Origin of the sequence: Nocardioides pymetrozini, assembly GCF_046058985.1 — a bacterium.
GTDB lineage: Bacteria > Actinomycetota > Actinomycetes > Propionibacteriales > Nocardioidaceae > Nocardioides.
Map to the genome: position 1 here is coordinate 2652667 of NZ_CP175556.1, position 17205 is coordinate 2669871.

Sequence of the window (17205 nt, forward strand, 5' to 3'; positions counted from 1 at the left end):
GCTCAGTGTCCCGAGCTCAGTGCGTGGCGCGGCAGCGGAGCGCCCACGCGGATGTCCATCCGCCCGATCCGGTCGACCTCGAAGGTGACGACCTCGCCCTCCCGCAGCCAGCCGCGGAATCCCTCCGGGTCGAGGGCGCGCTGCTCGAAGAGGCAGCCCTTGCCGACGGTTCCCGAGCCGAGCACGTCACCGGTCGCCAGGTGGGTGCCGCGCGAGGTGTAGGCGACGACGTCGTCGAAGGACCAGTCGATCGTCGACCAGTTGCCGGTGCTGATCGGCGTACCGTCGATCGCGACCGACATCGCGACGTCGAAGCCCTTGCCGGAGCGCAGCGGCTCGAGCTCGTCGGCGGAGACCAGCACCGGGCCCAGGGTGGTCGCGCCGTCCTTCCCCTTGGCGGGGCCGAGCCGCACCTCCATCTCCTCGAACTGGAGGTCCCGAGCGCTCCAGTCGATGTAGGTCGTGTAGCCGACGATGTGGTCGCGGGCGTCCTGCGGGCGGATGTTGGATCCGGGACGGCCGATCACGGCCGCCACCTCGAGCTCGTAGTCGAACGCCTCGCATCCCGGCGAGATCGGGGCCTCGTCGCTGGGCCCCAGCACCGCCGCGTGGTTGGAGAGGTAGAACGCCGGGAACTTGTGGTGCAGCGGGTCGACGCTGCCCATGCAGTTGGCGATGTGCTCGTGGAAGCACATGGAGTCCCGCATCGACGGCGGCCGGAGCGGCGCCTCGAGACGCACCGAGCCGAGAGGCACCGGGTCGGAGCCGTCCAGCGCGGCCCGGCCCCGCGCGAGCAGACCGTCGAGGCCGTCTCCGATCAGGTCCTTGACGCTCGTCGCTGCCGGGACGGCGTACAGCAGGTCGTCCTGGAGGACCGCGGCGTGTGCTCGGCCCGAGCCGTCCGTGTAGGTCGCGAACTTCATGTGGCGTCTCCGTTTCTCATCCGGGCCCGCAGGGCCTTCTTGTCCACCTTGCCGACGGCCGTCGTCGGCAGCGTGTCGACCAGGACCACGTCCTTGGGTCGCTTGTACGTCGTGAGCTCGTCGCGGGCCGCGGCGAGGATCGCCTCCGGGGTGACGCCGGGGCCGGCGGGGACGACGAACGCGACCACCGCCTCGCCCCAGTCGGGATGCGGGACCCCGGCCACGGCGACGCTCTCCACCTCGTCCAGTCGGGCGAGCACCTGCTCCACCTCGCTGGAGTACACGTTGAGGCCGCCGGTGATGATCATGTCCTTCTTGCGGTCGACCAGGTGGAGGTAGCCGTCCGCGGTCAGGAAGCCGAGGTCGCCGGTGTGCAGCCAACCGTCGCGCAGCGCCTCGGCGGTCTCCACGGGGCGGTCGAGATAGCCCTGCATCGTGTACGGCGACCGAGCCGTCACCTCGCCGACCTCGCCCGGGTCGCAGCGGGTCCCGTCCTCCCGGACCACGCGGACCTCGGCCATCAGCACCGACTGGCCGCAGCTGGTCAGGCGTGCGGCACCGGTCGGGCCGGCGCGGTGGTCGTCGCGACGCAGCCGGGTGAGGAAGTTCGGCGCCTCCGACTGCGCGTAGAGCTGCACGAAGACGGGACCGAGGAGGGCCAGGCCCTGCTCGAGCCGGTCGGGCGTGATCGGCGCCGCGCCGTAGAGGATGGTGCGCAACGAGCTGGCGTCGAGGCTCCCCCGCGCGGCGACCGCGTCGAGCAGGCGGTAGATCATGGTCGGCACCAGGAACAGGTAGCTGACGTCGTCGTGCTCGATCCGGTCGACGACTTGCTCGGCGTCGAACCTCTCCTCGACCAGGGTGCGCGCGCCCTTCGCGAGGGCGGCCTGCAGGAGGAATCCGGCGCTGTGGGGCAGCGGGGAGGTGAGGAGCAGGACGTCCTCGGCGGTCAGCTCCATCTCGACGAGATGGGAGACCAGGTTCATCGCGAGGCCGCGCTGCTGGTGCACGACGCCCTTCGGGAGACCGGTGGTGCCGCCGGTGTACATGATCAGTGCTCGCGCGTCGGGCGGCACGGCCGGCAGCTCCGCGAGGGGCGGGCCGGCGAGTGCCGGGGCCCATCCGTCGTCGGGGCCGCCCACCACGATCGCGCGCGGATCGGCACCGCGCTCGCGAGCGAGCTCGACCGAGGCCAGACGGTCGTGGGTCACGACGCACACCACTGCCCGGGAGTCGGTCAGCATGTAGGCCTGCTCGTCGTCGGAGAGCATCAGGTTGAGCGGGACCTTGGCCGCGCCGAGGAGGGCGATGGCCAGGTCCGCGATGACGTACTCGGCCCCGTTCGGGAGGACCAGGGCCACCGCGGAGCCCGGCCCCACCCCCTCGGCCTGCAGCCGAGCCGCCAGGGAGCGCGCGGCGCGGTCGAGCTCGGCGTACGTCCAGGTCCGTCCGTGGGCGACGAGGGCCGGGCGCCCCGCGTGGCGCGCGAGGGCCGGTCCGAGGAGGTCGCGGAGCACGAGGTCCCCCGCCGCCGTGGGCACCGTGGTCATCGCGTCCCCCCTTCCTGCGCCGTGGGGTCGGGGATCCGGGCGACCCGCTGCGCGGTAGCGAGGGAGCGGTAGTGGCCGACGAGCCACACGACCTCCTGGAGCCGGGGCCAGCCCAGCTCGTCGACGGCGCGCCGGAAGGTCCCGTCGGCGAGGTCCCCGGTGCGACACAGCTCGAGGGCGACCTCGCGGACCACCGCGCACGGACCCGTCGTCGCAGCCGCGTCGACCCCTGTCGAGCGGAGCAGCGGCTCGTGCCCCGCCCGCATGTAGGGGCTGTCCTCGAGGTCGGCGACGACGAGGATGGCGACCTCCCGCTCGGCCGGCGTGAGCAGCCCGTCGCGGAAGCTCCCCGCGAGCGCCAGCACGGCAGCGCCCACCGCGGGAGAGGCGGCCATCAGGTCGAACGGCCCGGTGAGCCGTCCAGCGCCGTCGACGGGGCTCACCCCGAGCCCCGCTTGGCCCCACCTCGCGGCGATCGTGTCGATCAGGGCGCGCTGCTCGGCGCTGACCGGACCGGCGCTGGTCCACGGCACCCGGCCGAGGCGCGCGCCGCCGGCGCTCACGACTCCCCCAGGTAGGCCGTACGGACCCGGTCGGACCGGAGCAGCTCACTGCCGGTCCCCTCCAGGACCACCGCGCCGTCCGCCAGCACATAGCCGCGGTCGGAGAGGGCGAGGGCACGATGCATGTTCTGCTCGGCCAGCAGGACCGTCACGTCCTGCCGCACCACCGCCTCGATCACCTCGAAGACCTGGGCGACCACGATGGGGGCCAGGCCGAGCGAGGGCTCGTCGAGGATCAGCAGCCGCGGGCGGGACACGAGGGCCCGGCCCAGCGCGACCATCTGCTGCTCCCCTCCGGACATGGTCCCGCACAGCTGCCTCGATCGCTTGCGGAGGATGGGGAACAGGTCGTAGGCGAGATCCAGTCCGTTGACTCCCCGCCTGCGGGCGGCGGCGTCGTGCAGCCCGAGCCGGAGGTTGTCCCCGACCGACATCTCCTTGAACAGCCGACGGCCCTCGGGGACGATCGCCATGCCGAGCCGCGGCCGGTCCGCGGCCGAGCGCCGCGTGATGTCCTCGCCGTCGAGCGTGATCGTCCCGGAGGTCACCGGCTGCATGCCCATCAGCGCCTTGACGAGCGTGCTCTTGCCGGCGCCGTTCGCGCCGATGAGGGAGACCGTCGCGCCCGCGCCGACGCTCAGGTCCACTCCCCGCAGCGCCGCGGCCTCGCCGTAGTTGACCACCAGGTCCTTGACCTCAAGCATCGACCGGTCCTCCCAGATATGCCTCGACCACGCGCGGGTCGTCGAGCACGTCGGCCGGCGGCCCGTCAGCCAGGTTGCGGCCCTGGTTGAGGACGTACATCCGGTCAGCGAGGGTCGAGACCGCCCGCACGTTGTGCTCGATGTAGATCACCGACATCCCCCGCTCGCGCAGGGAGGCGATCAGCTCCATGCCGAGGGCCGCCTCGCTCGGGTTGAGCCCGCCGAGGACCTCGTCGAGCAGGATCAGCTGCGGGTCCAGCGCGACCGCGCGAGCGATCTCGAGGAACTTCCGCTCATGCAGGGTCAGCTTCCCGACGTCGCTTCCCGCATGGTCGGCCAGGCCGACCATGTGCAGGACCTCCCGTGCCCGGTCGAGTGCCGCGGCACGGCCCATCGAGTCCCGTCCGAACATGCAGCCGGTGGCGACGTTCTCCTCCACCGTGAACGAGGCGAGCGGCCTCGGCACCTGGAAGGTCCGCGAGATGCCGGCGTGGGCGCGGCGGTGCGGGGTGGACCGGGTGATGTCCCTGCCGGCGAACTCGATCGTGCCGGCGGTGACCGGCAAGGAGCCGGCGATGGTGCTCAACAGGGTCGTCTTGCCGGATCCGTTCGGTCCGACGAGACCCACGATCTCGCCCTCGGTCACCTCGAGGTCGACCTCGGCGAGGGCCGTGACGCCACCGAACCTCTTCGTGACGCTCGTGCAGCGCAGCAGGCTCATCGGTGCACACCTTCCGTGGCGGGCGCCTTGCGGCGCGGCAGGCTGGGGATCGACCCGGAGATGCCGTGGGGCAGCAGCGCGATCACGAGGACGAAGACGGCGCCCAGGATGATCTGCGACAGCTCGGGCGAGCCGATGTCGAGCAGCAGCTCGCGGACCACGACCACCGAGGCAGCGCCGACGAGCGGTCCCCACCAGCGGGTGATGCCGCCGAGGATGGTCATCATGATGACGAGCAGGGGGATGTTCAGCGTGAACACCGCGCCGACCTCGACGTATCCGAGGAAGACCGCGTGCGGAGCGCCGGCGAGGCCGGCGAGGCCCGCGCTGGCCGCGAACGTCCAGACCTTGTACCGGTAGGTCGGGACGCCGAGGGACTCGGCGACCCCCTCGTCGTCGCGGATCGAGCGGAGGGCGGCGCCCCAGCGCGAGCCGGCCGCGGCCAGGCCGACCAGGGCCGTCCCCGCGGCGATGAGGGTGCCGACGATGAACAGATGGCCGGTGGACGACCCGATCCACGTGCCGACCGCCTGCTCCCGCACGAAGACGCCGGTGCCGCCGTCGAGGAAGGCGAGATTGGACACGACCGTGATCACGATGAAGGCCATGGCCAGCGTGATCAGGCCGAACAGGTCCCCGGCGAACCGCGGCGAGGAGAAGACCGCGAGCCCGACGACGACCGCGAGCACCGCGGCCGAGAGACCGGCGACCACGAGCGCCACGACGAACGGCGCATCGGTGTGGCGGAGCAGCGCGGCCGTCGCGTAGGTCCCGATGCCGAAGAAGACGCCGTGCCCGAAGCTCGCGTACCCGGAGTTGCCGGAGAACAGGCTCCAGCTGAGGGCGAGGGCGATCCACGTGACGAACTGGAAGCCGAAGGCGATCACGTAGTCGGACCCGATCGAGGGCACCAGGACGATGGCCAGCAGCGCACATCCCACGATCGCGCCGGCGTTGGCCAGGAGGGCGCGGTCCACCCGGGCGCTCATGCGAGCCTCCTCGCGGTCGTCGACTCACGGGCGAGGCGGAGGGCGGGGGCGCCCGCGAGGAAGAGGAAGAGGACGCCGAAGGCGACCGCCGGGGACCACTGCGGTGGGAACCACAGGGACCAGGCGTTCTGGATCATCATCACCGCGATGGCGGCGACCAGCGCGCCGACGGGTCGGCCGAGGCCGCCGAGCATCGTGGCGACCACGACCACCCCGATCCACTGCAGCGGGAGCGACGGGCTCAGGGGCATGCGCAGGGCGACCACCATGCCGGCCACCGCCGCCGTCGAGGCGGCCAGCCCCGAGACCGCCAGGGTCAGGGGTACGACACGGACACCCAGCGTCTGGGCGATCTCGCCGTCCTGGCGCATCGCCTGGACGGCCCGCCCCGACCGGGTGCGCCCCAGCGCGAAGGCGGACACGCCGACCATCACCAGCGCACAGACCAGCGCCAGCAGGTCGACCGGCTGGACCGCCAGCTGGGGCAGGGGCTCCGGGAGGCGCAGGCTGGTGGTGAAGCCGTCGGCCAGCATCGGGCGCAGGTTGAGCAGGTCGGGGCTCCAGACCATCGAGACCGCGCTCTCGGTGACGATGAAGAGCGCGAAGGTGATGAGCAGCGAGGTGAACGCCTCGGCCTGGAGCGCCAGCAGGATCCACTGGACGCCGACGCCGATGACGAAGAAGACGGGAACCGTCACGACGAGGGTCAAGAAGGGGTCCCAGAGCTGCTCGGAGACCAGGCTGTAGGTCACGTAGGCGCCCAACAGGGTGAGGGACAGGTGGAAGAAGTCGGCCACTCCCAGGTGGCCCCACTTCACGCTGAGGCCCAGCGCGATGCTCCCGAACAGACACCCGAGGAGGGCACCGTTCAGCAGCGTCTGGGCCAGCGCGAGCGAAGAGACGGACATGACGATCTCCAGATCAGGCGCGGGGTGTCCCCGAGCCGGGGCTCGGGGACACCGTCACGAGGCCGGTGGGTCAGGGCTGGTAGTCGATCTCGGCGCCGGCGACGTCCTCGGGCCACACCAGCACCCGCTTGGGCCGCCTCCAGCGCCGGCTTGGCGGCCGCGGTGTAGCTGAGGGTCGTCGGGAACTTCGCGGTGGCGAAGAAGACCGACTCCGGCGTGCTGCCACTCGACTTCAGGGCCTCGACGAAGGTCTCGGCGCCGGCGTCGAACATCGCGGAGGGGTCGTCGACGCCACCGCCGATCTGCCAGGAAGGGAAGTGGTTCTCGCCGATCAGCTTGTCCGGGGCTCCGTTGGTGGCCGTCGGATAGGCGTACCCGGCGCGGGTGACGGGGCCGGCTCCGGCCAACGCCGCCGCACCGCCGTACGGCCCCATGACGAAGTCGACCTGGTCGCCGATCAGCCGCTCGTAGTTGGACGTCACCGTGCCGGGCGTCGACTGGTCGTCGAGGACCTTCCACTCCAGGGGCCGGCCATCGACCCCACCGCAGTCGTTGACCCAGTCGACGACCAGGTCCGCGACGGCGTTGTGCAGGGTCGCCGTCGGCGCGAGAGGGCCGGTGAGGCTCAGTGAGCCGCCGACGACGATGGGGTCGCCGGTGGGCTCGGCATCGGTCGCGCACTCCATCCCGGCGATCGGCGAGACGATCTCGGCGTCGGGCAGGTCGGCGACCGGGTCGCTCGACGTGTCGTCGTCCTTGACCACGCCGCCGCAGGCGGACAGCAGCAACGCGGCGCAGGCGCTCACGGCGATGCCGCGGGCCGTGGGCTTCCTCGTCATGGTGAACATCGGGGTCTCCTGGTCTCGGTGGTGCGTCAGTTGTCGAGGAAGGCGACGACCCGGCAGGGCGACGCGCTGGTCTTGGGGAGCTTGATCGGGAAGAACCCGACGGTGAACCCGGTCACGGGCAGGGCCGTGAGGTTGTCGAGCTGCTGGATGATGAAGGCCTCCTTGTCGGCGATGGCGAAGTGGCCGTCCCAGAGCTCCTTCGGGTCCCCGGAGGCCTCGTAGGCCGCCTTCATCACGGGGAACGGGCGGTCCCAGGCCATCGCGTCCGTCCCGAGGATCGTGGCGCCGAGCCCGGTCAGGTAGCGGGTGCCGTCTCCGCTCATCCCCGGGTAGTTGAAGAACTCCGCGTCGGCGGGCGTGTAGCGCTCCTGGCCGGTGCGCAGCAGCAGCGCGTCGCCCTGCTGCACCTCCCGGCCGGTCGCGGCGATGGCCTTCTCGAGGGCCTCGACGGGGATCGCCTCACCCGGCCTCGCCCACTCGCGGACGTCGAGGACCATGCCGGGGCGGTAGAGCTCGGCCAGGTCGATGTCGCTGATGGTGCGGGCCTTCTTGCCCTCGATGAGGCTGCCGCTGTGCAACGGCGCGTCGACGTGGGTGCCGCAGTGCGTGTTCATCTCGGTCAGCCAGTCCTCGCCCCAGCCCTCGCCGTTGGGCAGCTCGTGGCCCTCGCAGCCGAAGATCTCGACCATCCGGTCGCGGCCGCGGTCGCTGGGGTGGAGGTACTCGATCTTGGGCGCCAGCACGGTCTCGAGCGCCTTGTAGGCCTCGGGGACCAGGTCGCGGTTGGCGGGGTCGAGGGTCCGGGAGAGGTCGATGAGCCGGGTCATGGTGCTGCCTTTCGATGAGGGGCGGTTCGGTCTACAGCTGGATGCGGTTGCGGAGGAGTCCGAGACCGGCGACCTCGACCTGGACCTCGTCGCCGTCGCGAAGAGGCCGGGTGTCGGACGCCGTGAGGAGCGGGAGGTCGAGCACGACGAGCGAGCCGGCCCGGTGGGGCCCCGTCGCCTCGACGCGGCGCTCGAGCCCGGCGACGGCCTGAGGGAAGGCGGTCCGGCACCGGGTGGCGCCGTTGACCCGGATCTCGACCGGGAGGTCCGGACCGAGCAGGCGAAGCTCGTCGTCAGTCACCAGGACCGGGCCCTGGGCGCCCGCGAGGATGGTGGCGCCGAAGAGCCCGGCGTCGACGTCGACCACGGCGACGAGCCCGATCGCGAGGCCGCCGTCGGGCGCCGGGCTGACCAGCTCGCCGGGGCCGGTCGCGAACCTCGTTCCCGCAGGTCGCCCGTGGACCCGCGGCGGGTCGGGCAGCGGCGCGAGGAGGGTCACGTCGTCGACGTCGTACGCCGCGTGCGCGGGATGGGACTCGGCGAGCTCACGGGCCTCGGCCAGCGCGGCGGCTCCCGCACCCACCAGGTGCCGCATCGTGCGGAACCGGGGGTCGCCCGCGGAGGCCAGACCGAGGCTGACGACCGAGGAGCCGTCCACGACACCGACGTGGGTCGCGCCGTTCGCGGCGAAGCTCGCGAGCCTCATGTGACCGGGCCTCCTTCCGCGGGTCGTCCGGTGGGGTGCGACCACCCTCACGCGATGTGATGGCCGTCACCTAGAGCGCCGCCCGACAGAAACCGGCCTGGCGGCTGTCACGCCGTGACAGCCCCCCGCGACCGGCCGGAGACGGCTACCGCAGGTCGAGGCCGGGGTGGCCCAGCGCCTCGCTGAGCGCATGCATCCGCAGCGCGGTCTCGAGCCGGAAGCGATCGTCGACGTCGCGCATGTCGACGCCCAACGTCGTCTCGATCCGCGCGATCCGGTTGCGCACGGTGTTGTAGTGGATGTGCAGCGCCGCCGCGGTGTCGGGCAGGTGCCGGTCGTGGGCGAGATAGGCCCGCAGGGTCGGGAGGAAGTCGGTACCCCGCTGCGCATCCAGGTCGATCAGCGGCCCGAGGACGTCGCGCACGGTGGTGCGCAGGTGAGCCGGGGGCAGGCTGGCCATGCCGAGGATCCCGAGCTCGTGCGCCGTCACCACGGGACCCTCGACGTCGCCGCGGATCATCAGCTCGCAGGCGGCCCGTGCCTCGTCGTACGACGTCGAGTAGTCGATCAGCTCGGCACAGCCGCGACCCAGCCCCGCGATCCAGGAGCCCTCGGCGCGAGCCACGAGGGAGCTGAGCTGGTCGCGCACCTCTCGGCCGGGACGGCCCGACGGCCCGACGATCGCGACCAGCCGGTTCGCCCGGCGTACGGTGACGACGCCGGGCACGGCGCTGCGGAGCAGGCGCTCCAGCCGCTCGGGGCGGACGAGGTCGTCGGGATGGTCGCGCAGGCCGGCGACCACGACCTGTGCGCCCGGCTGGACGCTGACGCCCATCAGGGCCATCCGCTCCCGGAAGGAGTCCGGGTCGTGCACCCTGCCCCCGAGCAGGTCGTCGAACAGACCGCCCTGGAGTCGTTGCGTGGTCCGCTCCCGCTCGCTCACCCGCAGGAGCTGGAGCCGGAACAGCCCGATGCACAGGTCGATGAACGCCCGCGCGTGCTCGTCGGGCTCGCGCGTGTGGACGACGACCACGGTGAGGTCGTCGCAGTCGTGCAGCACGGTCCGCCCGACGACGCGCGGGTTGCCCTCACCGAGCTCGCCCGAGGCACGGATCAGCGTGCCGTCGGACTGGCGCAGCTCCACCCGTCCGCCCACCTCGTGGGCCAGCAGGTCCAGCGCCGCGCCCGGATCGGCCTGGTGGGCGAGACTGCCGGCGAGCCGGGCCCCCGCCTCGGTGTTGCGCCGCGCGCGGTCGGAACGACGCTCCGCCAGGTCGGCGAGCCGCTGGCGGCGTCCGTCGACGTCGAGCTGGCGCAGCCGGACGCCGAGGTCGTGCGCGATCTGCTCCAGCGCCTCCTGCTCCGCCTCGGTCCACGGGTAGGGGTGCCGGTGGGCGGCGTACAGGACTCCCAGCGTGTGCTCGGCGAGGAGGATCGGCACGATGAGGGTCGCCTGGATCCCCTCGTTGTCGATCAGGCGCTTCAGCAACGGCACGCGCCGCGAGTCGTGCCGGTAGTCGCGGCTCATCTGCGGCCGGCCCTCGAGGGCGACCCGTCCGCCGATGCCCTCGCCGATCTTGAGCCGCCAGGCCGCCGCCATCTCGGTGGACTCGACCCCGTGATGTGCACCCATGACGAGGTAGTCGCCCTCGACCAGACCGGCCCACGCGACCGGGCACGCCAGCGCCTGCGCCACGTGGTCCGCGGCGATCTGCAGCGCCTGGGTCACGTCCTTGGCGGCGAGCAGCCGCCGCAGGTACTGCTCCGACGACAGCACCGGCAACGGCTGTGCTTGCAGGGTCACGGCACCCGGCCCCCTCAGTTACATCCACATCCAAGTTTGTACCCGAGTTCAAGTTCTGGCAGCGTACGCTGCGACCGCCCTGTCTGTCACCAAGGAAGCGAGAAGCGATGACCGCGAACCGGGCAGACCTCGGAGAGGACAGCTCCCGGGAGACCGCGCGCGCCCGTCGTCGTGGCCAGCGTCGCGACCGGGTGTTCGACGCGGCGGTCGAGCTCTTCGTCGAGCAGGGCTACGAGGCGACCACGATGGACGACATCGCCTCGCGCGCCGACGTCGCGCGGACGTCGGTCTTCAACTACTTCGCGCGCAAGTCCGCGTTCCTCGACGAGTGGTCGGCCCGTCGCCGGGCGCGCGCGTTCCACGCCCTCCCCCCGACGGTCGCCGCGGGCTCGCTGCGCGACGAGCTCTCGGCCATCATGCAGGAGCTCGCGGCCATCAGCGGTGCCTCACGGCGCGAGACCACCGCGCTCATCGGAGCCGCCGTCGTCGCCCTGGACCTGCTCGACGACCACCCGCTCTCCCACGAGTTCACGAGCGTCCTACGACGGCGGCGCGCCGAGCTCCGTCCCGGCGTCGAGCCGTCGCTCGTGGGCATGACGATCGCGACGGGCTACTTCGCGATCCTCCGGGCATGGATCGGCCCGGGACGGCCGCCGTTCGACCTGCGCGAGCGTCTCGGCGATCTCGTCGACCTGGTCCTCGACGGGGCCGCGCTCAGTCCTTCGTCAGCACGCACCTGACCCGCTGGCGGCACCGCGCCGTGCGTTGCGGCGGCTGCCGTTCACCCGGTCGTTGAAGCGGTCGACCGCCCAGATGGCCCGCAGCCCGGCCCGGCCCATCATCATCGGACGGGGGAAGCGCGGCTGGTCGTGCCACAGCGTCTGCAGGTCCGGGTGGCGCTCGCCGTCGACGATCGCGTCGGCGATGAGCGTCCCGACGTACGGCGCCTGGGCGAGGCCGTGCCCATTGCAGGCGATCGAGTAGAGGACCTCCTCGCCGATCCGTCCGGCGACGGGAAGCCAGGACGAGGTGATCGCGATCCACCCACCCCAGGCGCGCTCGACCGCGACGTCGGCCAGGGACGGGAACCGCGTGGCGAAGGCACCGGCCAGCTCCTCCACCAGCGCGGGGTCGGGCGTCCGCTCCGGCAGCGGGTAGGACCTGCCGCGCTCGAGCCGTCGTACGCCGAAGACGATGGTGTTGCGTGGCGTGAGCCGGTAGTTCTCCATGATCGCGTGCTGGGTCACCAGCCCCATCCCGCTCGTCCAGCCCAGCGCGGCGAGCCGCGCGGGGTCGATCGGCTCGGTCTCCACCTCGACCACGTAGATCGGGACCGACAGGTTCCGCGGCGTGATGCCCCACTCGCCGGCGTAGGCGTTGGTCGCGAGCACGACCCGGTCGGCCCGCACCCGTCCGTGCGGGGTCGCGATGACGACCTGCCCTCCCTCGCGCACGATGTCGGTGACCTTCGTCCGCTCGAAGACGCGCGCGGCCGAGTCGAGCAGCACCCGGCGCATGCCGAGGCTGAACCTGCCGGGATTCATCCGGCCGCCCACGACCTCGCGCATGCCGCCGACGAAGCCGCGCGGGATGCCGAGCTCGGCGGCGGTGCCGACCTCGACGTGACCGCCGGCGCGGGTGACGATCCTCGCCACCCGCCGCACCCGGCCCATCTGCCCGCGCGAGACCGCGGCGAAGGCGTTGCCGGTCGCCTCGTACTCGCAGTCGATGTCGTGCTTGGCGATGAACTCCTCCACGTGGCGCGCGGCGTTCTCGGCCAGGCGCATCATGCCCGGCATCTTCCGGCGCGAGAGCAGGTTGAGGAGCTGGAGGTCACCGCCGGGGGCGCCGGCCAGCTGACCAGCGTTGCGGGAGCTCGCGCCGTGCCCGCAGAACTCCGCCTCGAGCAGGACCACGTCCTGGCCGCGCTGCGCCAGGCGCAGGGCGGTGGACATCCCGCTGATGCCGCCACCGACGACGGCGACCCGGCAGTCGATGTCACCGTCCGGCGGAGGCCGGACGTCGCTGGGCGGCTCGACCCAGCCCGTGAAGGAGAGGTACTCGACGCGGTCGGTCCTCATGCCCGCACCGCCTTGCGGTGCTCGCCGGCCGGTGCGGCACCCGTGGCGACGTTGTGGGCGTCGAGGGCGCGGTAGGCGAAGAGGTAGACCAGCAGCTGCAGGCCCCACACGGTGAGCGCGAAGGTGTAGAAGAGGGCACGGTCCTCGAGCGGGTCCACCGAGTCGGGCAGCGGGAAGAAGTCGTAGGTCAGCGCGATGGCGGTCCCGGCGAGGCTCACCGCCAGGGTCGCGACGGCGACGCGGGTGGCTCCGATCTCCCACAGCCGCTTCACGACGTACAGGAGGAAGGCCAGCGTCAGCAGGTTCACCACCAGGTAGAACGTGGCCGGGCCCTGGTGGAGGACGAACTCCCCGTTGTCGTCCACGTGGGCGCGGTACTTCGGCTGAGCCAGGAAGAGACCGCATGCGATCGCCAGGGCGAAGATGCCGATCTCGACCGCGAGGCTCGCCTTGTACCGGTGCGTCACCGCCATCAGCCCGACGACCAGGAGCAGGGTGATCCCGACCGAGCGCGAGAACGCGTCGAGGAAGAAGGCGAAGGCGTACTGCCCGCTCTCCTGACCGCCCTCGGGGTCGTCGGCAAAGCGCAGCGCCCAGACCAGGAAGTTCACGCCGGAGGTCGCGACGATGAACCACTCGATGCCGAGCAGGTAGTTGCGGTGGCGCTTGAGGAGACGCCAACCGGCCCAGTAGCCGCACACGATCATGACGATGTCGGCGACCAGGAAGGTCAGGCCGTAGATGTCTTCCTTCATGTCTCTCTCCTTGGGGTGAGGGGGTCGGGTCGGCCGGTCAGGCCGCGACCCCGCCGGTACGACGACGGGTGCGGGCGGTCGACACCAGGACGGTCAGCACCACGGCGAGGGCGAGCGCGCCGGCGAGCCAGTAGCCGACGCCGTACAGGCTCTCGGCGGCGACCTCGAGCGTGGTGCCGGGGACCGGGACGAGCGAGGCGCTGAGGTCGGCGCTGACGAGTGCCGTGCCGAAGGCGAAGCCGACCGCCAGGAAGGTGCCGGCGACCCCGGTCGCCATCCCCGCCTTCTCCTCGGGCACGGCGAGCTGCACCAGCGTGAAGCCCGCCGCGTAGCCGATGCTGCAGCCGAGGCCGATGACGGCGGCACCGACGAGGTAGTGCCACGGCCGGTCGTGGGCGAGGGCGAGCCAGGCCAGCCCGGCGGCGCTGACGACCGCACCGGCCACGAACACCGGCACCACGCGCCCGTTGTTGACGGGGCGGTCCACGACGGCCCCGCCCACGACGAAGGTCACCGCGAACGGCAGCATGAGCCAGCCGGTCTCGAGGGCGCTGAGGCCGAGGCCGTAGGCATCGACCGGGCGCAGCGCCTCGGGGATGATCTGCGCGTAGGTGCTGACGAGGAGCAGGAAGGCGGAGTTCACGGCGGCGAAGAGCGCGATGCACACGCACGAGGCCGTGACGAGAGGGGCCTTCATCAGCGCGACGTCGAAGACCGCCGTCGACGACCTGCGCTCGACCCGGATCCAGGCGATGCCGCCGACGACGCCGAGCGCCAGAGGGACCAGGGCCGCGTTGCCCCACACCAGGCCCTGGGTCAGCGTCAGGAGGATCGCCGCGACCCAGCCGATCATCCACACGGTGCCGACGACGCCCATGCGGCCGCCCCGCTCGGCGGGCGGCGCGTTCGGGATCAGCAGGTACGACGCGAGCGTGGTCACCGCACCGATCACGGTGAGGACCACGAAGAAGCTCTGCAGCGACAGGCTCTGGACGATCAGCCCCCCGCCGACCATCCCGGCGACGATGCCGACCCCGGTGCCGATGACCAGGACGCCGACCGCGACCGCGATGCCGCCCTCCCCCAGGCCGCGGCGCAGGAAGCCGAGGGGCAGCACCTGAGCCGCCCCGCCGAAGCCCATCAGCGAGCAGCCGACCAGCAGCGTCGGGTAGGAGTCGCCGACGGCCGGGACCAACGCCCCGACCGTGAGGAAGGCGGCCGCAGCGACGTTCGCGAACCGGTCGCCGTGGAGGTCGGCGAGACGGGGCAGGAGGATGAAGCCCGCACCACCGCCGAGGGTGAGGACCGTGTAGAGCCAGGTCGTCTCGGCGACGGTGGCCAGCCCGTACTGCGCCTGGATGACCGGCAGCAGCGGCGGGAGGATGAAGATCACCGCGTTGGTCAGCACGACGAGCAGTGCGCCGATGCCGACGAGCGTCCCTCTGCCCGACTGCCGCGCTGCCGGCGTACGGCGGCCGCTTCCGGGCGCCTCGTGGGTCTGGGTCATGCGTGGTCTCCGATCGGGCGGGCGATGTGATCCGGCTCATACGCTAGGCCGAACTTAGTCATTCGATCAAGATGTATGACCAAGTTGTTTGACCAAGTTCTTGCTCGCGGTCCGGCTGCTACGCTCGGCAATGACTTAGACAAGCGCCCAACTTCGCGGCGCCCACCCACCTGGAGGCCCCGATGGCACGGATCCCGGTCGCACAGCGACGTCGCGACTTCATCGACGCCGCCGTCGAGGTCATCGCCGGCAACGGGATCGACGGCGCCACCACGCGCCGGATCGCCGAGCAGGCCCAGGCGAACGTGGCCATGCTCCACTACTGCTACGACTCGAAGGAGGACCTGTTCGCGGACGTCTACGAGTTCGTCACGGGCAGGTACCGCGAGGTGATCGAGGGCAGCGACCCGCACACCACCCTGCCGGAGGCCAGCCAGGCGATCCTGCGGGGCGTCATGGAGTGCTATCTCGACTCGCCCAGCTTCACCGCCGCGACGTTCGAGCTCGTCAGCTGGGCCCGCCGGCAGCACGGGGCCCGCGGCATCGCCGTCTACGACCAGGCGTTCGACGCCCTGCGCAAGGCGCTCACCGAGGCCGCTGCAGCGGATCCGGTGGCGCCCGAGGTCATCGACGAGGTCGCCTACGTGCTCGCCACGCTGGCCGACGGCTTCGCCGTCAACTGGCTCACCTACGGCGACGCCACGGTCGCGCGGGCGCAGATGGAGATCAACTGCTCCGTGCTCGACACCTGGCTCGCGGCTCGGCTCGCCGCCGCCGGCGCCAAGCCGGCGCGGCGCAGGCGCGCGACCAGGGCCTGAGCGCCGGTCGCGGCCCGGGCGCGCTCCCCCGACGCTGCTCAGAGGGGCAGGTCCGGCGAGTCGACCCCGACGACACGGTCGCCGCAGAAGACCCGCACCGACTCCGCCGGGCCGTGGCCACCGATGCCCGCGGGACCCCAGAAGCTCTGGGCGGAGTCGTCGCCGAGGTCGGCCACCTTCGCCCCGTTGACCCGCACCTCGCCGGCCACGATGCGCGCCCCGACCTCGATCGCGCGGTCGGTGTCCGTGCCGAAGACGTAGGCGTCGAGACCCGAGGGGCTCGCGTTGGCGACCCGGAGGGCCTCCTCGGCCGAGTCCACGGCGTGCACGGAGACCACGGGCCCGAACAGCTCGGCCGTGGCGCGGGTCGGGTCGGCGCCCACGGCGACGGTGGGCGAGAGGAACCAGCCGGCGAGCTCGGGCAGCCGCGCGGGCTGGTGGATCTCGGCACCGAGGTCGCGGAGCCCCTCGACGCGGGCGCGCAGCGTCTCGAGGTGCGGCCGGTTGGAGATCGGGCCGACCTGCGCGTCCTCGTCGAGCGAGTGGCCGACCACGAGCTTGGAGATCCGCTCCGTCAGCGCCTCGACGAGGGGCGCGACCAGGGCCGGCGGAGCGAGCACCTTGCCCGGCCCCTCGCACCACTGACCGTTGAGCTTCGTCATCCCGTCGAGGATGCCGTCGGCGGTGACGTCCACGTCCGCGTCGTCGAGTACGACGACGGGGTTGTTGCCGCCGAGCTCGAGCTGGAGCACCTTGAAGTCCTCGGCGGCGGCGCGGGCGATCGCCCGGCCCGCGCCGGGACCACCCGTGAACGACACGATCTTGACGCGCGGGTCCCCGCTCAGCCGGGCCCCGACGTCACCCGCGCCGTGCACGAGCTGCAGAGCGCCGGCCGGCAGCCCGGCCTCGACGAAGCACTCGACGACCACCTGGGCGCTGCCGGGCGCATGCTCGGAGGGCTTGAGGATCACCGGGCACCCGGCAGCGACGGCGCTGACGACCTTGGCGGCGGGGATGAAGCTCGGCCCGTTCCAGGGAGTGAGGATCGCGGCCGGGCCCCACGGGACCTTGTGCAGGCGGACGTCGCGGCCGCCTGCCTCGAGGGCCGTCACCCGCGGGATCCGGCGCAGGTCCTCCGCCGTGGCGCGGATCCGGTGCGGAAGGAAGGCGGCGACGAGGCGGGTGACGCCGATCGGCGTACCGCTGGTGAGGGCGTCGGTGCGTGCGATGACCTCCGCACGCCTGTCCAGCAGGTCGGCGACGCGGTCGAGGACCGCCGCCCGCTCCTCGCGCGCCGCCTCGTCCCAGCGGCCGACGTCGTAGCACTGCTCGGCGTGGTGGAGGGCGCGCTCGACGTCGTCGGGAGCCGTGCTCACGGTGCGGTGGATCGGCTCGCCGGTGTTCGGGTCGAGGTTCCAGGCGTCGCCCGTCGTCCCCTCGCACCACTCGTCGGCGATGTAGTTCCTCGGCTGGGGGATGGTGCTGTCGTTCATGGTGGGTC

General features: G+C 72.2%; 17 protein-coding genes. 2 read left to right on the forward strand and 15 right to left on the reverse strand.

What is annotated here, in order from left to right; translation table 11 throughout:
* Positions 1-2 precede the first annotated feature (2 nt).
* From ACJ5H2_RS12925 to ACJ5H2_RS12975, 11 genes are all read right to left on the reverse strand, one after another.
* Entirely contained in the window at positions 3-923 is a 921-nt protein-coding gene (locus tag ACJ5H2_RS12925) for a fumarylacetoacetate hydrolase family protein (RefSeq protein ID WP_408895811.1), read from the reverse strand.
* Positions 920-2473 carry a class I adenylate-forming enzyme family protein gene (locus ACJ5H2_RS12930; RefSeq protein ID WP_408895812.1) on the reverse strand — a complete coding sequence of 518 codons (1554 nt, stop codon included), beginning with the start codon at positions 2471-2473 and terminating at the stop codon, positions 920-922. Before ACJ5H2_RS12930 ends, ACJ5H2_RS12925 begins: the two co-directional genes overlap by 4 nt.
* Entirely contained in the window at positions 2470-3036 is a 567-nt protein-coding gene (locus tag ACJ5H2_RS12935) for a hypothetical protein (RefSeq protein WP_408895813.1), read from the reverse strand. The genes ACJ5H2_RS12930 and ACJ5H2_RS12935 overlap by 4 nt, the downstream gene beginning before the upstream one ends.
* Positions 3033-3740 (reverse strand): ABC transporter ATP-binding protein, encoded by a 708-nt coding sequence (locus tag ACJ5H2_RS12940; protein ID WP_408895814.1) that lies wholly within the window; start codon positions 3738-3740, stop codon positions 3033-3035. The genes ACJ5H2_RS12935 and ACJ5H2_RS12940 overlap by 4 nt, the downstream gene beginning before the upstream one ends.
* Positions 3733-4461 carry an ABC transporter ATP-binding protein gene (locus tag ACJ5H2_RS12945; protein ID WP_408895815.1) on the reverse strand — a complete coding sequence of 243 codons (729 nt, stop codon included), beginning with the start codon at positions 4459-4461 and terminating at the stop codon, positions 3733-3735. Before ACJ5H2_RS12945 ends, ACJ5H2_RS12940 begins: the two co-directional genes overlap by 8 nt.
* Positions 4458-5450, reverse strand: coding sequence for a branched-chain amino acid ABC transporter permease (locus tag ACJ5H2_RS12950; protein WP_408895816.1), 993 nt, complete (start codon positions 5448-5450; stop codon positions 4458-4460). Before ACJ5H2_RS12950 ends, ACJ5H2_RS12945 begins: the two co-directional genes overlap by 4 nt.
* Complete coding sequence (locus tag ACJ5H2_RS12955; RefSeq protein WP_408895817.1) at positions 5447-6358, reverse strand: branched-chain amino acid ABC transporter permease; 912 nt, start codon at positions 6356-6358, stop codon at positions 5447-5449. Before ACJ5H2_RS12955 ends, ACJ5H2_RS12950 begins: the two co-directional genes overlap by 4 nt.
* Complete coding sequence (locus ACJ5H2_RS12960; protein WP_408895818.1) at positions 6319-7206, reverse strand: ABC transporter substrate-binding protein; 888 nt, start codon at positions 7204-7206, stop codon at positions 6319-6321. Before ACJ5H2_RS12960 ends, ACJ5H2_RS12955 begins: the two co-directional genes overlap by 40 nt.
* A 26-nt stretch (positions 7207-7232) precedes the next feature.
* Positions 7233-8033, reverse strand: coding sequence for a cyclase family protein (locus tag ACJ5H2_RS12965; RefSeq protein ID WP_408895819.1), 801 nt, complete (start codon positions 8031-8033; stop codon positions 7233-7235).
* A gap of 31 nt (positions 8034-8064) precedes the next feature.
* A complete protein-coding gene (locus tag ACJ5H2_RS12970; protein WP_408895820.1) occupies positions 8065-8739 on the reverse strand; it encodes a fumarylacetoacetate hydrolase family protein in 675 nt (224 codons plus the stop codon).
* Positions 8740-8884: 145 nt separating this feature from the next.
* Positions 8885-10543, reverse strand: a complete 1659-nt coding sequence (locus tag ACJ5H2_RS12975; protein WP_408895821.1) for a helix-turn-helix domain-containing protein — start codon at positions 10541-10543, stop codon at positions 8885-8887.
* A gap of 107 nt (positions 10544-10650) precedes the next feature.
* On the opposite strand from ACJ5H2_RS12975, the gene ACJ5H2_RS12980 reads away from it, so the two are divergent.
* On the forward strand, positions 10651-11283 hold the full coding sequence (locus ACJ5H2_RS12980; RefSeq protein WP_408895822.1) for a TetR/AcrR family transcriptional regulator: 633 nt from the start codon (positions 10651-10653) through the stop codon (positions 11281-11283).
* Here ACJ5H2_RS12980 and ACJ5H2_RS12985 read toward each other — a convergent pair.
* Genes ACJ5H2_RS12985 through ACJ5H2_RS12995 form a run of 3 tightly spaced genes read right to left on the reverse strand, consistent with a single transcriptional unit; the run spans position 11269 to position 14886 of the window.
* Complete coding sequence (locus tag ACJ5H2_RS12985) at positions 11269-12624, reverse strand: NAD(P)/FAD-dependent oxidoreductase (RefSeq protein ID WP_408895823.1); 1356 nt, start codon at positions 12622-12624, stop codon at positions 11269-11271. The genes ACJ5H2_RS12980 and ACJ5H2_RS12985 overlap by 15 nt on opposite strands.
* Positions 12621-13379: a hypothetical protein gene (locus tag ACJ5H2_RS12990; RefSeq protein WP_408895824.1), complete on the reverse strand. Its 759-nt coding sequence runs from the start codon at positions 13377-13379 to the stop codon at positions 12621-12623. Before ACJ5H2_RS12990 ends, ACJ5H2_RS12985 begins: the two co-directional genes overlap by 4 nt.
* A 37-nt stretch (positions 13380-13416) precedes the next feature.
* Positions 13417-14886: an MFS transporter gene (locus ACJ5H2_RS12995; RefSeq protein WP_408895825.1), complete on the reverse strand. Its 1470-nt coding sequence runs from the start codon at positions 14884-14886 to the stop codon at positions 13417-13419.
* 182 nt (positions 14887-15068) lie between these two features.
* Between ACJ5H2_RS12995 and ACJ5H2_RS13000 the strand changes: the two genes are divergently transcribed.
* Complete coding sequence (locus ACJ5H2_RS13000) at positions 15069-15704, forward strand: TetR/AcrR family transcriptional regulator (RefSeq protein ID WP_408895826.1); 636 nt, start codon at positions 15069-15071, stop codon at positions 15702-15704.
* A 38-nt stretch (positions 15705-15742) separates the two neighbouring features.
* Here ACJ5H2_RS13000 and ACJ5H2_RS13005 read toward each other — a convergent pair whose 3' ends face one another.
* Complete coding sequence (locus ACJ5H2_RS13005) at positions 15743-17197, reverse strand: aldehyde dehydrogenase family protein (RefSeq protein WP_408895827.1); 1455 nt, start codon at positions 17195-17197, stop codon at positions 15743-15745.
* Positions 17198-17205 lie beyond the last annotated feature (8 nt).